A 14,865-nucleotide genomic window follows, 5' to 3' on the forward strand; every position below is an offset into this window, starting at 1 on the left:
GCCCTGAAAGCTGGCAGGCTCCGGATCAACCCTTGATCGACGGCTCGGCAGCGCGCAAGCGGATATGCAGTTCACGCAACTGCTTTTCATCGACGGCTGATGGCGCCTGCGTCAGCAGACACTGGGCACGCTGGGTTTTCGGAAAGGCGATCACGTCGCGAATCGAATCGGCGCCCGTCATCATGGTGACGATACGATCCAGACCGAACGCCAGCCCGCCATGCGGTGGCGCGCCGTACTGCAAGGCGTCGAGCAGGAAACCGAACTTCAGCTGGGCTTCTTCGGCATCGATCTTCATGGCACGGAACACCTTGCTCTGGACGTCTGCGCGGTGAATACGGATTGATCCGCCACCCAGTTCCCAGCCATTCAAGACCATGTCGTAGGCCTTGGCGATGCACTTGCCCGGATCGGTTTCGAGGAAGTCTTCATGGCCGTCTTTCGGCGCCGTGAACGGATGATGCGCGGCATGCCAGCGGTCGCCTTCTTCGTCGTATTCGAACATCGGGAAATCGACCACCCACAGCGGCTTCCAGACATCGTCGAACAGGCCGGCCTTCTTGCCGAATTCCGAATGACCGATCTTCACGCGCAGGGCGCCGATGGCATCGTTGACGACCTTGGCCTTGTCGGCGCCGAAGAAAATCAGATCACCGTCCTGCGCACCGGTCAGTTGCAGAATCTGCGTCAATGCCGTGTCGTGCAGGTTCTTGACGATCGGCGATTGCAGGCCCTCGCGGCCCTTGGCGATTTCATTGACCTTGATATAGGCCAGGCCTCTGGCGCCGTAGATAGCGACGAACTGGGTGTACGCATCGATTTCCGAGCGCGGCATGGCGCCGCCGCCCGGCACGCGCAAGCCGACCACGCGGCCGCCGACCATGTTGGCGGCACCCGAGAACACCTTGAAATCGACGTCCTTCATGACTTCGGTCAGGTCGGTGAAGGCCAGCTTGACGCGCATGTCCGGCTTGTCGGAACCGTACAGGCCCATCGCCTCGGCGTACTCCATGACCGGGAACGGGTTCGGCAGTGAAATATCCAGCGCATTCTTGAACACCAGCCGCAGCATTTCCTCGAACAGGTCGCGGATTTCCTGCTCATTCATGAACGAGGTTTCGCAATCGATCTGGGTGAATTCCGGCTGGCGGTCGGCGCGCAGGTCTTCGTCGCGGAAGCATTTGACGATCTGGTAGTAGCGGTCGAAGTTGGCCACCATCAGCAGTTGCTTGAACAATTGCGGCGATTGCGGCAGCGCAAAGAACTGGCCGGCATTGACGCGCGACGGCACCAGGTAGTCACGCGCACCTTCCGGCGTCGATTTGGTCAGCATCGGGGTTTCGATGTCGATGAAACCATGCTGGTCGAGGAACTTGCGCACTTCCATCGTCACCTTGTAACGCAGGCGCAGGTTGCTTTGCATTTGCGGACGACGCAGATCCAGCACGCGATGGGTCAGGCGGGTTGTCTCGGACAGGTTGTCGTCATCCAGTTGAAATGGCGGCGTGACCGACGGGTTGAGGACCTCCAGCTTTTCGCACAGGACTTCGATCTTGCCGGATGGCAGATTGCTGTTGACGGTACCGTCCGGGCGCGGACGGACGACGCCGGTCACGCGCATGCAGAATTCGTTGCGCACGACTTCCGCCGTGGCGAACACCTCGGCCTGTTCCGGATTGCAGACTACCTGCACCAGACCTTCGCGATCGCGCAAATCAATGAAAATCACGCCACCGTGATCGCGCCGGCGGTGCACCCAGCCGCACAGGCTGACGGTTTGGCCGAGCAGGGCTTCGGTAGTGAGGCCGCAATAATGGGTTCGCATGGACATGTTCAGTTTCCGTAATCAGTAATCAGTAAATGGCTATTCGGTGCCGCAAAATCAAAGACCGTTCCTGCTCGGATCAATGATCATTTTCTTGGGGAAGTGTTCGGGCGCGACCACACCCATCGAGACAATATATTTCAGGGCCGCGTCCACCGTCATGTCGAGTTCAATCGTCTCGGCGCGCGGCACCATCAGAAAGAATCCGGAGGTCGGGTTGGGCGTGGTCGGAACGTAGATGCTGATGAAGTCGCCCACCAGATGGTTCTTGACGTCGCCGCCGGGCGTGCCGGTCAGGAACGCAATGGTCCAGCAATCGCGCCGCGGGTACTCGACCAGCACCGCCTTGCGAAACGCATTGCCCGACGACGACAGCAGCGTATCCGACACCTGTTTTACGCTCGAGTAGATCGAGTTCACGACCGGAATGCGCTTGAGGATCAGCTCCCACCACTGCACCACCCGATTGCCGACAAAATTGCGCGTTGCAATGCCGGTGACCAGAATGATCAACAAGGTCAGAATAGACCCCAGCCCTGGAATATCAAAGCCGAACAGGGCTTTCGGCCGCCAGTTTCCAGGCAACAGCAGCAGCGACTGATCCATGGTGCCAACGATCAGGTTGACCACCCACAGGGTGATCGCCAACGGCACCAGAATCAATAGTCCGGTTACAAAATATTTGCGAAGCATGTTGTTCAATCCTTGCTGCTGCGTGCGCGGCGCGGCGGGAGAAATCAGGTTGCCGATGACGTGCCGCCATCAGATTTTGCTGGCGCTGACGGCGTTGATGGCGCGGATGACGTTGTCGCAGCCGGCGCGGGCGTGGCTGCGGACTCGCCGCTTTTGGCGGCAGACTCGACCGGCGTCACCGGCGGCGCACTGGCACCGGCGCCACCGCGAAAGTCGGTCGCGTACCAGCCGGTGCCCTTGAGCTGGAACCCGGCCGCGGTCAATTGTTTCTTGAATGTGGACTTGCCACAACTTGGGCACTCCGTGAGTTGTGGATCCGATATCTTCTGGAGAGCATCTTTGGCAAAACCACACGCTTCGCAGCGGTACGCGTAAATCGGCATGAAAAAATTCCCCGCAATTGCGTTCAAAGCCTTGGATTATAAAGCTTTTCGTGGGGAATTTAGACCCGCGTGGCCGCTGCCCCGGTGCCTTTGCGGATATTTTTGTCAGGCGTTCTCAACCTGCTGCAGTGGAGCGCGCACCAGCTGCGGCATCAGCGAACCGGCCAGCATGCCGGCCAGACTCACGAGCAGGCCCACCAGCTGCGGCGGCCAGAAGCCCTCCGGAGCGAACACCTCCAGCAACACCCATGACCCCAGCCCCAGCAAAATCGCTGCCAGCGCACCCTGGCGCGTCGCCGGCTTCCAGTACAGGCCAAATGCCAGCGGCACAAAAGCGGCCACCAGCGTGATCTTGTAGGCGTTCTCAACCATCTTGTAGATGCTCGACTCGGTGTGCAACGCAAACCCCGTGACAATCACGGTGAACACCAGCACCACGCAGCGCATGCCGAACAGGAATTGCTTGTCGGTCTGGACCGGCAGCAGCCCCTTCAGAATATTTTCTGTGAAGGAAATCGATGGCGCCAGCAAGGTCGCGCTGGCGCAACTCTTGATCGCCGACAGCAGCGCTCCGAAGAACATGATCTGGGCGAACAGCGGCACTTTGGTCATGATCAGGGTGGGCAGGATCAGTTGCGGGTCCTTGTCGATCAGGCCAGCCACCATGTTCGGGTCGATCAGGGTGGCGGAATAGGCAAGGAACATCGGGATGAAGGCAAAGCAGAAGTACAGCGTGCCGCCCAGTATCGAGGCCCGTCCGGCGATTTTTTCGGAACTGGCCGAGGCCACGCGCTGGAACACATCCTGTTGCGGAATCGAGCCCAGCATCATGGTCAGCCAGGCCGCGCCGAACCACAACATGTCGCGATTGGTCGCAGCCGGCCAGAAATCGAGTTTTCCGGCAGTGGCGGCATGCGCCACCACCACCTGCGCGCCGCCAACCATGCCCGAGACTTCCCAGCCGATGTACAACATGCCAATGACGATGATGATCATCTGCAGAAAATCGGTGATCGCGACCGACCACATGCCACCCATGAGCGTGTAGATCAGCACGCTGGCCGCGCCGACGATCATGCCCACATCCATCGGAATATAACCGCCGGACACCACGTTGAAGACCAGTCCGAGCGCCTTGATCTGCGCCGCCACCCAGCCCAGATACGACACCACGATGCACAGCGTCACCATCACTTCAACGGCGCGACCGAACTTGTTGCGATAGAAGTCGCCGATGGTCAGCAGATTCATGCGGTACAACGGCCGCGCAAAGAACAGCCCGACCAGAATCAGGCACAGCGACGAACCAAACGGATCGGCGACGACGCCGCGCAGGCCGTCCTTGACGAAGGTAGAGGAAATGCCGAGCACGGTTTCGGAGCCAAACCAGGTGGCAAACACGGTGGCGGTGACCACGTACATCGGCAGCGACCGGCCGGCCACGGCGTAGTCTTTCGAGCCTTTGACGAATCGCGCGGCATACAACCCAATGCCCACCGAAATTACCCAGTAAAGAATGACGAACCAGATCAGGGCATTCATGGCAGCTCCTTCGGCGGCAATAGTTGCAAAAAGACACGCATAAAAATCGATCGCGCGATTATAACGGCATCGATTATGTTTTTAGAAAAATGGTCGTCAGGTGTCGGGTACCGGCCTGGCCGCACTACTGATTTTGACAAAGGACACGCCCGGACGGTCCAGAAATCGTCGACCGGGCTGGTGTTGTCTTATTTCAGTCACGCGTTTCCGCGCAAAGGGGTGCTTCACGATGCCTGCCACAGGTGTCTTTTAAAAATAGCGTTCGATTGGCGAATCTTCCAGAACCGCGGATTTCTCGCGAAAACCGGGTCAGTCGTTGCGCCGACGCCAGAGCTGCCAGCGCTCCTTGCCGGCGAACACGGCAATCGACTGTTCGACCGCGACGTCTTCCTCCAGCACAAAGGCCGTCCGCAGCAGCGCGGCGATATCGTCCGGCCCGGCCCCGAATGGCGGGCCTTTCGGGGCATCGTCAAAGAAGAAAAAGCCACCCAGCAGGGCGCCGGCCGGCAGCAGTTCGGCCCAGCGCGCTGCGACCGCTGGCCAGCGTTCACGCGGCAGCGCGCACAAAAATGCACGCTCGTAAATGAACCCGAGCGGCCGTTCGGGCTGGAATGTGAAGAAGTCCGCCTGCTGTACATGGCCGGCGAACTCATGCAGCGCGAGGTGCGCTGACGCCACGGCAGCGGGTGAGAAATCGATGGCGGTGACATCCCACTGCGCCAGCGCCAGATGCCGCACCTCGTGCCCAAGACCGCAGCCCGGAATCAAGGTCACCAGCGGCGTCGGCGCGTCCGCCACAAAACGCGCCAGCATGGGTGGCACGCCCCCTTGGTCCCACGGCATGAAACGCTGTGTGAAGCGCTCGTCCCAGAAAGCCGGATCATTCGGATCGCGCCGCGCGAAATGTGGGCCGGGCATATTCAGAAAGACCAGGGTAACCAGCGTCCGACGAAGCGCATGAGCAGCAAACCCGCCAGCAATCCGATGCCAAAATACGCGACGGTGCCGAGCAGCATGTTGGTGCGCCGCTGCTCCGCCAGTAACGCGACCAGCAGTTCCTTGTTGTCGTTGCGCGGCTGGCCGGCCTGCAGCAGGGCCTGATGTGCGAGGCGCGGCAATTGCGGCAGCAGCTTGTTGAAATGCGGCGCTTCCGATTTGAGCCGGTCGATCAGGCCGTGCCAGCCGATCTGCTCCTGCATCCAGTTTTCGAGGTAGGGCTTGGCGGTTTTCCAGAGATCGAGATCGGGGTCGAGCTGACGTCCGAGACCTTCGATGTTGAGCAGGGTCTTTTGCAGCAGCACCAGTTGCGGTTGCACTTCGACATTGAAGCGACGCGAGGTCTGAAACAGCCGCAGCAAAATCTGGCCGAACGAAATGTCCTTCAACGGACGATCGAAGATCGGCTCGCAGCATGCCCGTACCGCCGATTCCAGTTCATCCACCCGGGTTTCCTTGGGGGCCCAGCCGGATTCGATATGGGCTTCGGCGACGCGCTTGTAGTCGCGCCGGAAAAACGCCAGAAAGTTCTGCGACAGATAGTCCTTGTCGAAATCGGTCAGGGTGCCGACGATGCCGAAATCCAGGGCAATGTAGCGCCCGAACGTGGCGGGCTCGATCGACACCAGGATATTCCCGGGATGCATGTCGGCGTGAAAAAATCCGTCCCGGAATACCTGGGTGAAGAAAATCTCCACGCCGTCGCTGGAGAGTTTCTTCATGTCGACGCCGGCGGCCACCAGCCGGTCGATCTGCGAGATCGGAATGCCCTTCATGCGCTCCATCACGATCACCGACGAGGAGCAGTAGTCCCACATCATCTCCGGCACCATCAGCAATGTCGAGTCGGCAAAATTGCGCCGCAGCTGGCTGCCGTTGGCGGCCTCGCGCATCAGGTCCAGCTCATCATGCAGGTACTTGTCGAACTCGCCGACCACTTCGCGCGGCTTGAGCCGCTTGCCATCGGCCCACAGGCGCTCAACCCACTCCGCAGCCAGATGCATCAGCGCGACATCTTCATCAATCGATTTCTTCATGCCCGGCCGCAGTACCTTCACGGCGACTTCGCGACCATCCTTGAGCACGGCAAAGTGCACCTGGGCGATCGAGGCCGATGCGATCGGCACATCCTCGAAACTGGCAAACAGTTGCGACGGATGCGCTCCCAGCGATTTGGTGATCTGGGCAATTGCCAGCGCCGAATCGAACGGCGGCACGCGGTCCTGCAGGCGCGCCAGTTCGTCGGCAATATCGGCCGGCATCAAATCGCGCCGGGTCGACAGCACCTGGCCGAATTTGACAAAGATCGGTCCCAGCTCTTCGAGTGCGCGACGCAACCGTTCGCCACGCGGCGCCGAAATATCGCGCCAGAAAATCAGGGTATCGATCAGCTTGGCAACGCGCGGGATCGCCAGGCCCGACATCGCAATGTCATCGAGACCGTACTTGATGGCGACCCGGGCGATCTTTAATAAACGCAGGAATTTGAAGATCATTGCAATTTGCCCTTCAGGCGCTCTACCCGCTTTGCCATGCGCTCGACATCGTCACGCAGGCGCGCCACATCGGTGGCGAAATCGCGCACCGACTGGGGACGTTTCAACATGGGATTCTCTTCCAGAAAATATTCGGCGGCAGTTTCGGCCAGCTTCTGGCCGGTGGAGGTGATGGTCTCCTTCACCGCTTTTGCGCCAGCCACCAGCCGCACCGCAGCGATGGCGCCGACGATCCGGGCCAGATCCGCCTCGGCATCCCAGCGCAGCGATTGGCTCAGTTGTGAAATCGTATTGGCAAAATCGGCGTCGCCTTCGATCGTCACATACGAAAATGCGCGTTCGCGGTTTTGCAGGATCAACGGCAACTGGGCCGGATTGATCCGGATCGTCACCTGCGGCGGGGTCTCGGCATCAGCGTTGCGTACCAGGCCATCGGGCTCGACCTGCACCGCAAACGCGACCACACCAAGATCGAAGCGCGCAATCTTGCCGCTGTGGCCGATCAGCCTGGCGCGCGCCCACGCCTCCGGCGCGAGGAGATGATTGATTGCAGCAGGTAGAACAGGGGGGAGTGGGGAGAATGTCATCATCATAAAAAAACCGCCCGTGACAATACACAGGCGGTTTTCAGTTTATCAGTTTGCTGGAAGTAATTTCAATCAACCTCCAGCATCAGGCAATCAAGGCAGCTGCTGAATGCCGGCGAGGATCCAGCCGCCCGAGCCGCTGATCGGTTTCGACAGATTCCAGACTTCCTTGAATGGCGCGGCCGGCTCTGCATCGGACTCCTTGATCATGCCGGAGAACTTGACGCTGGCCAGATAGTCGTTGCCGACGCTTTCGACACCAACCAGCTCCGCGTCCAGCGTAACCACATCGGTATTGTTGGCCGAGGCGCCACGTTCCTGAATTTGCAGGCGCAATTCGCCAAACATCTCGGACGAGGTAAATTCACGGATATCGTTGATATCAGCCTTGTCCCACGCCGCTTGCAGACGGATGAAGTAAGTCTTGGCGTTGCGCAGGAAACCCGGCACGTCGAAATCAGCCGGCACGCCCCATGGCAGTGCCTGGGCGCCACCGACCGGCGCGGCGGACTGCAGCGCTGCCGGCTCGATGCGTGAACCGATTTCCGGGGTGTAGCTGGCGTTGTTCGATTCGTAGGCGCCGGCAAAGCTCGGCTTGTTGCCGTTGTCCGGGCTCTTGCGACGGAACATGCGAACGATGAAGAACACCGCAGCGGCGAGCAGGCCGAACATCAGCAGCGAGCCGAACATGCCGCCCATTGCGCCACCCATGCCGAAGTGCGACAGCAAGGCGCCTGCGCCCAGCCCCAGCAACGCGCCGCCCAGCATGCCGCGCCAAGGACTGGCCGGCTTCGGTGGCACGCCTTGCGGCGCTGCAGCCGGAGCGGCCGGACGCGCCTGGCTGCCCGATTGCGCAGGCTGGCTTGGCGCCGGCCGGCTCAGGTTCTGCGATTGCTTGCCAAACGAACCACCGCCGCCGAGACGACGGGCGTCAGCATCGGTTGCCACCAGCGCCATCGCGCTGATCGCCATCATCAGTACAAACAAATACTTTTTCATGCGGGCACTCCTAAAATTTGACACCGGTGTGGAGAGCGGCCACACCTGCCGTGAGATTGAAATAGTCGACGCGACCAAAACCGGCGTCTTGCATCATGGTCTTGAGCGTTTCCTGGTCGGGATGCATGCGGATCGATTCGGCCAGATAACGATAGCTGTCGGCGTCACCGGCAATGCGCTGGCCCAGCCAGGGCAGTACCGAAAACGAATACACGTCATATGGCTTCTTCAGCACCGCCGCCACCTTGGAAAATTCGAGCACCAGCACTTTACCACCGGGCTTGAGCACACGATGCATTTCCGCCAACGCGGCGTCCTTGTGCGTCATGTTGCGCAACCCGAACGCCACGCTGACCCGATCAAAGTAATTATCGGGAAACGGCAGACGCTCGGCGTCACAGAGCAAGGTTGGGGTGATCAGGCCATTGTTCAAGAGGCGGTCACGTCCGACCCGCAACATCGACTCATTGATGTCGGTCAACCAGACTTCACCGCCGGGGCCGGCCTTGGCCGCGAAGGCCTTGGCCAGGTCACCGGTGCCGCCCGCGATGTCGAGCACCTTGAAGCCGGGCCGGATCGCCGCCTGCGCGATCGTGAAGGCCTTCCAGATCCGGTGCAGGCCGGCCGACATCACATCGTTCATCACATCGTATTTGGCGGCGACCGAGTGAAACACCTCGGCCACCTTGTGCACCTTGTCCTGCTCGTCGACGGTCTGGTAGCCGAAATGGGTGGTATTGGTCATGGATTGCTCGTCTGATCGTTCAATGGTTGTGGCCGCAGCTCTTGCCTGTTGCTGCCATGGGCGCCACTGCATCGCGCCCCGTGTCGCCCTGGTAGCCGGCCGCCTGCAGCCGCGCAAGATAATCCGACCAGAGCGTGGCTTCGCTTTCGCCCAGCCAGTGCAGGTAATCCCAGGAAAAGATGCCGGTATCGTGCGCGTCCGAAAAGTGCGGCTGCACGGCATAGTTGCCGACCGGCTCGAGCGCGGTCATGTCGACATCCCGCTTGCCGGTTTGCAGGGTCTCCTGCCCAGGGCCATGACCGCGTACTTCGGCCGATGGCGAATACACCCGCAGCAGCTCGAACGGCAGCGAAAATGTCTTGCCATCGTCGAAGGTAATTTCGAGTGTGCGCGATTTGCGATGCACCGTCAGTGCGGTCGGACTGACCTTGGGAGCGGATTGTTTGGAGCCTGTCATGATAAGTGTTCCGGAAAATTCATACGTTGAAGTTGCGCAGCAACGCAGTGCGCAGTGCCGGCAACAGCGCCAGCCGCTCGGCCAATGCCTGCGCTGGCGTCACCCGGACCACCGCTGCCCAGATCGGCGCCGGGAAATGTGCATCGTCGGTAAAGCGCGGGATGACATGCCAATGCAGATGCGGCACCATGTTGCCGAGGCTGGCCAGATTCACCTTGTGTGGCGCCATCACCTCGCGCAACGTTGCTTCGACCTTGCACACGGCGGCCATCAAGGTGCTGCGTTCGGCCGGAACCAGATCGGTCATCTCGGCCAGATGCGTGTTCCAGATCACCCGGCAAAAGCCCGGATACTGCGCATCGTCAACCAGCACGATCCGCAACTGCGCGGTGCGCACGACGACCTCACCGCCATCGAGCCGGCACAATTCGCAGGCGTCCATGGTCGTCGTCACACCAGCACGCGTTCGATGCCGCCGTTGTTGGCGCGGGCAACGAACTCCGGCAGCCAGTTTTCGCCCAGCAGATGCCGGGCAATCTCGACGACGATGTAATCAGCCGATGTATCGGCGTCGGCATCGAAGCGCGTCAAGCCCTGCAGGCAGGCCGGGCAGGATGTCAGGATCTTGACATCGCCCGCAAACCCATCGGCGCGCAACTTGTCGGCGCCCTTGGTCATCTCTTCTTCCTTGCGGAAGCGGATCTGGGTCGAGATGTCCGGGCGCGCCACCGCCAGCGTGCCGGCCTCGCCGCAGCAGCGGTCGTTCTTCTCGATCGCGACACTGTCGGCCGTGGTGATGAGGGCGTTGACGGTTTTCAGCGGGTCCTGCAATTTCATCGGGCTGTGACATGGGTCGTGATACATGTAGCGCGTACCCGTCACGCCTTCGAGCCGCACTCCTTTTTCGAGCAGGAATTCGTGGATGTCGATGATCCGGCAGCCCGGGAAAATCTTGTCGAACTGGTAGCCCTGCAGCTGGTCGTAGCAGGTGCCGCACGACACCACCACGGTCTTGATGTCGAGGTAGTTCAGCGTATTGGCCATCCGGTGAAACAGCACCCGGTTGTCGGTGATGATCTTCTCGGCCTTGTCGAACTCACCCGAGCCACGCTGCGGATAGCCGCAACACAGATACCCCGGCGGCATCACGGTCTGCACCCCGACCTGCCACAACATCGCCTGCGTGGCCAGTCCGACCTGCGAAAACAGACGCTCCGAACCGCAGCCGGGGAAGTAGAACACGGCCTCGGTGTCGGCGGTGGTCTTGAGCGGATCGCGGATGATCGGCACGATCTTGTCGTCTTCGATATCGAGCAGTGCGCGCGCGGTCTTCTTCGGCAGATTGCCCGGCATCTTCTTGTTGATGAAGTGAATCACCTGTTCCTTGATCGGCGCTTTGCCGAGCGTCGATGGCGGCGCCTTGGTCTGCTTTTTCGCCAGCGCACCGAGCACCGTATTGCCCAGGCGCTGGGCCGTCACGCCCCAGCCGAAGATCACCTTGCGCGCCACCTTGATGGTGGCCGGGTCCTTGGCATTGAGGAACAGCATCGACGCCGCGGTGCCCGGATTGAACGATTTCTTGTCCATCTTGCGCAGCAAATTGCGCATGTTCATCGAGACATCGCCGAAGTCGATATCGACCGGGCACGGCGTCAGGCATTTATGGCAGACCGTGCAGTGATCGGCAACGTCTTCGAACTCTTCCCAATGCTTGATCGAGATGCCGCGCCGGGTTTGCTCTTCGTAGAGAAAGGCTTCGACCAGCAGCGATGTCGCGAGGATCTTGTTGCGCGGCGAGTACAGCAGATTGGCGCGCGGCACGTGCGTCGCGCACACCGGCTTGCACTTGCCGCAGCGCAGACAATCCTTGATGCTGTTGGCAATCGCGCCAATGTCACTTTGCTGCATGATCAACGATTCGTGGCCCATCAATCCGAACGACGGCGTGTAGGCATTGCGCAGGTCGGCCTCCAGACCCGGCATGGCCATCATCTTGCCCTTGTTGAAGCGGCCTTCAGGATCGACGCGCATTTTGTACGAGCGGAAATCCTTGATTTCATCCTCGGTCAGGAATGCCAGCTTGGTGATGCCGATACCGTGTTCGCCGGAGATCACGCCGTCGAGCGAGCGCGCCAGCAGCATGATGCGGGCGACCGCGGCGTGGGCATCCTGCAGCATGTCGTAATGATCGGAATTGACCGGAATGTTGGTGTGCACGTTGCCGTCGCCGGCATGCATGTGCAAGGCAACGAACACCCGTCCGCGCAAGACGCGCTTGTGGATGGCGCCGCATTCCTCGAGGATCAGCCGGAACGCCGCGCCGCTGAAGATCAGACGCAGCTCGGCCCGTACTTCGGTCTTCCACGACACCCGCACGGTGCGATCCTGCGCCACATCGAACAGGGTCGCGTCCGGTTGTTGTGCCAGGCGCTGGTCGAAGGCAGATGCCAGCCGTTCCAGGCCAAGCGCCACCAGTTCGCCCCTGACCTCGGCCAGCGGCCGATCCAGATTCGCCAGCAGATACGTCCAGCGCGCATGCGTTGCGTCCAGCAGCAACTGGGCCTGATGCACGCGGTCCTCCAGCATTTCGGCGGCAGGAATGATTTCGCCTTCGGCATCGTCATTCTTGCCCAGCGGCAGATTGCCTTGGGCGAAAAAATCACTTAATGCCTCGACCAGCTGCAGTTTGTTCTTGATCGACAGCTCGATATTGATGCGCTCGATGCCGTCGGTGTATTCGCCCATCCGGTTCAGCGGGATGACGACGTCTTCATTGATCTTGAACGCGTTGGTGTGCTTGGCGATGGCAGCGGTGCGGGTACGATCGAGCCAGAATTTCTTGCGCGCTTCCGGACTGATGGCGACGAAGCCCTCGCCGACATGCTTGTTCGCCATGCGCACGACTTCCGAGGCGGCGCGTGCCACGGCACTATCGTCGTCGCCGACGATGTCACCGAACAGGACCATCTTCGGCAGCACGCCGCGGCGGGATTTGGTGGCGTAACCGACGGCGCGCAGATAGCGTTCGTCGAGATGCTCCAGGCCGGCCAGGATCGCGCCGCCTTTTCTCGTTTCGCTGTCGAGGTAATCCTTGATTTCGACAATCGAGGGAATCGCGTCGCGCGCCTGGCCGAAAAATTCGAGGCAGATGGTACGGGTGTGCTTCGGCATCTTGTGCAGGATCCAGCGCGCCGACGTGATCAGACCGTCGCAGCCTTCTTTCTGCACGCCCGGCAAGCCGGACAGGAATTTGTCAGTGACATCCTTGCCCAAGCCTTCCTTGCGGAAGGTCTTGCCGGCGATTTCGAGCAGCTCGGTCTTGAACGGCTGATTGCGCACACCATGCTCGGCCGGATGCGTCCATTCGAGCTTGAATTTGGCGACCTCGGCGTCGTGGATCTTTCCGAGATTGTGTTCCAGCCGCGTGACTTCGAGCCAGTCGCCGTTGGGATCGACCATTCTCCAGCTGGCCAGGTTGTCGATCGCGGTGCCCCACAACACGGCTTTCTTGCCGCCGGCATTCATCGCGACGTTGCCGCCGATGCACGAGGCTTCCGCCGAGGTCGGATCAACGGCGAACACGAAGCCGGCCTTTTCGGCCGCGTCCGAGACACGCTTGGTCACGACGCCCGCACCGGAGTAGATCGTCGCGTATTCACGCGCGACGCCGGGCAGCATGGTCATTTCAACCGGGCCCAACTGTTCGAGTTTTTCGGTATTGATGACGGCCGACAGCGGTGTCAGCGGAATGGCGCCGCCCGTATACCCGGTGCCGCCGCCGCGCGGAATGATGGTCAGACCGAGTTCGATGCAGCCTTTGACCAGCCCCGCCATCTCGTCCTCGGTATCGGGCGTGAGCACCACGAACGGATACTCGACACGCCAGTCGGTCGCATCGGTGACGTGCGACACACGCGACAGGCCGTCGAACTTGATGTTGTCCTTGCGGGTGTAGCGCGCCAGGATCTTGTTGGTGCGCTTGCGCAGGTCGTAGGTCTTGCGGAACTCCTCGCCAAATTCGGCGACCGCCCGGCGTGCCGCGTGCAGCAAGGCCGCCACGCTGTCACTGCGGTGCAGTGCGATGGCGTCGCCGGCATCGAGTTGATCGGTGATCACGCGGCGTTTATCGACCTCCGCCAGCCGGTGATTCAATGCATCGACCAGCGCCGCGCGGCGTTTCGGATTGTCGAGCATGTCGTCCTTCAGGTACGGATTGCGCCGCACTACCCAGATATCGCCCAGCACCTCGTACAACATGCGCGCCGAGCGCCCGGTCTGGCGCGCCGCACGCAGCTCATCGAGCAACTGCCAGGCATCCTCGCCCAGCAGGCGGATCACGATCTCACGGTCGGAAAACGAGGTGTAGTTATACGGAATTTCACGCAATCGTGATGGCGTGGCGGCATGGCCGCCTTCGGCGAGCAGAGCTTGGATTTGTGCGGGGGCGTTCATTGGTCCGTGTTTTGCGTGAAACTAAAAAATCATTCTAGCGTATTGCGACGCACCAGACCTGAACAGCCCCACAGCGTGCGGGGCGAAGTCAAAGCCAGCTGCCGATCTGCTGCCACCAGCCGTCGGGCACGAACAACAACAGGGTGGTGGCAGTGATGTAACGGGCGAATTTGCCGATGGCCATGTACATCAGGCACGGCCAGAACGGCAACCTGACCCAACCGGCCAGCGTACACAACGGATCGCCGACGCCGGGCAACCAGCTCAGCAACATGGTTTTGGCGCCGTAACGCTCGACCCGACGGAACCAGCGGCCGGGCAACGCGGGTTTCAAGGCCTTGTTGGCGCCGAAGCCCAGCCAGTAGTCCACGGCGCCACCGAGCGTATTGCCGCCCGTCGCCGTCAGGATCACCGACCAGTACAGACTCTGGTTGGCCTTGATCACGGCAAATACGGCCGGCTCGGACCCGAGCGGCAGCAGCGTCGCCGAGATAAAGCTGATCAGGAATACGGAAGTCAGCCCGACCGTGGGCACGGCCAGCACGCCCAAAAGCCAGAGGACGGCGCCTTCGATCATGTTACGACAGTCGTAGCGGTGGGCAAGTGTGGCTTTCCTTGACTTGGTGGCAGTGGCTTCGCCGCGCTATTTGCGGTCAACTATAATACCCGACTGGTTTTGATTTTCCGCTG

The 14,865-nt window shown here is 60.8% G+C and carries 13 protein-coding genes; all 13 read right to left on the reverse strand.

Going from position 1 to position 14,865, the window contains the following annotated elements:
• Nucleotides 1-25: 25 nt before the first annotated feature.
• The 13 genes from aspS to RCH09_RS04205 all read right to left on the reverse strand — a co-directional run bounded on the left by aspS (nucleotide 26) and on the right by RCH09_RS04205 (nucleotide 14,752).
• On the reverse strand, nucleotides 26-1,831 hold the full coding sequence (aspS, locus tag RCH09_RS04145; RefSeq protein WP_326939781.1) for an aspartate--tRNA ligase: 1,806 nt from the start codon (nucleotides 1,829-1,831) through the stop codon (nucleotides 26-28).
• A 51-nt stretch (nucleotides 1,832-1,882) separates the two neighbouring features.
• Nucleotides 1,883-2,518, reverse strand: coding sequence for a DUF502 domain-containing protein (locus RCH09_RS04150; RefSeq protein ID WP_326939782.1), 636 nt, complete (start codon nucleotides 2,516-2,518; stop codon nucleotides 1,883-1,885).
• Between the two features lie 44 nt (nucleotides 2,519-2,562).
• Nucleotides 2,563-2,901 (reverse strand): FmdB family zinc ribbon protein, encoded by a 339-nt coding sequence (locus RCH09_RS04155; protein WP_326939783.1) that lies wholly within the window; start codon nucleotides 2,899-2,901, stop codon nucleotides 2,563-2,565.
• A 105-nt stretch (nucleotides 2,902-3,006) separates the two neighbouring features.
• On the reverse strand, nucleotides 3,007-4,443 hold the full coding sequence (locus RCH09_RS04160) for a sodium:solute symporter family protein (protein WP_326939784.1): 1,437 nt from the start codon (nucleotides 4,441-4,443) through the stop codon (nucleotides 3,007-3,009).
• Between the two features lie 309 nt (nucleotides 4,444-4,752).
• On the reverse strand, nucleotides 4,753-5,361 hold the full coding sequence (locus tag RCH09_RS04165; RefSeq protein WP_326939785.1) for a methyltransferase domain-containing protein: 609 nt from the start codon (nucleotides 5,359-5,361) through the stop codon (nucleotides 4,753-4,755).
• 2 nt (nucleotides 5,362-5,363) lie between these two features.
• Nucleotides 5,364-6,935 (reverse strand): ubiquinone biosynthesis regulatory protein kinase UbiB, encoded by a 1,572-nt coding sequence (gene ubiB, locus RCH09_RS04170; protein ID WP_326939786.1) that lies wholly within the window; start codon nucleotides 6,933-6,935, stop codon nucleotides 5,364-5,366.
• A complete protein-coding gene (locus RCH09_RS04175; RefSeq protein WP_326939787.1) occupies nucleotides 6,932-7,525 on the reverse strand; it encodes a ubiquinone biosynthesis accessory factor UbiJ in 594 nt (197 codons plus the stop codon). The genes ubiB and RCH09_RS04175 overlap by 4 nt, the downstream gene beginning before the upstream one ends.
• 90 nt (nucleotides 7,526-7,615) lie before the next feature.
• The gene (locus tag RCH09_RS04180) at nucleotides 7,616-8,521 is read right to left on the reverse strand and encodes a Tim44 domain-containing protein (protein WP_326939788.1); all 906 of its coding nucleotides are present in this window, start codon (nucleotides 8,519-8,521) and stop codon (nucleotides 7,616-7,618) included.
• Nucleotides 8,522-8,531: 10 nt separating this feature from the next.
• Nucleotides 8,532-9,266 (reverse strand): bifunctional demethylmenaquinone methyltransferase/2-methoxy-6-polyprenyl-1,4-benzoquinol methylase UbiE, encoded by a 735-nt coding sequence (ubiE, locus tag RCH09_RS04185; protein WP_326939789.1) that lies wholly within the window; start codon nucleotides 9,264-9,266, stop codon nucleotides 8,532-8,534.
• A 19-nt stretch (nucleotides 9,267-9,285) separates the two neighbouring features.
• Nucleotides 9,286-9,723, reverse strand: a complete 438-nt coding sequence (locus tag RCH09_RS04190; protein ID WP_326939790.1) for a DUF971 domain-containing protein — start codon at nucleotides 9,721-9,723, stop codon at nucleotides 9,286-9,288.
• 19 nt (nucleotides 9,724-9,742) lie between these two features.
• Nucleotides 9,743-10,165, reverse strand: coding sequence for an HIT family protein (locus RCH09_RS04195; protein WP_326939791.1), 423 nt, complete (start codon nucleotides 10,163-10,165; stop codon nucleotides 9,743-9,745).
• An 8-nt stretch (nucleotides 10,166-10,173) separates the two neighbouring features.
• Nucleotides 10,174-14,175, reverse strand: coding sequence for an FAD/FMN-binding oxidoreductase (locus RCH09_RS04200; protein ID WP_326939792.1), 4,002 nt, complete (start codon nucleotides 14,173-14,175; stop codon nucleotides 10,174-10,176).
• Between the two features lie 88 nt (nucleotides 14,176-14,263).
• Nucleotides 14,264-14,752, reverse strand: a complete 489-nt coding sequence (locus RCH09_RS04205; protein ID WP_326939793.1) for a YqaA family protein — start codon at nucleotides 14,750-14,752, stop codon at nucleotides 14,264-14,266.
• Nucleotides 14,753-14,865: the final 113 nt, after the last annotated feature.

Source organism: Actimicrobium sp. GrIS 1.19, assembly GCF_035984655.1.
Lineage (GTDB): Bacteria > Pseudomonadota > Gammaproteobacteria > Burkholderiales > Burkholderiaceae_D > Actimicrobium.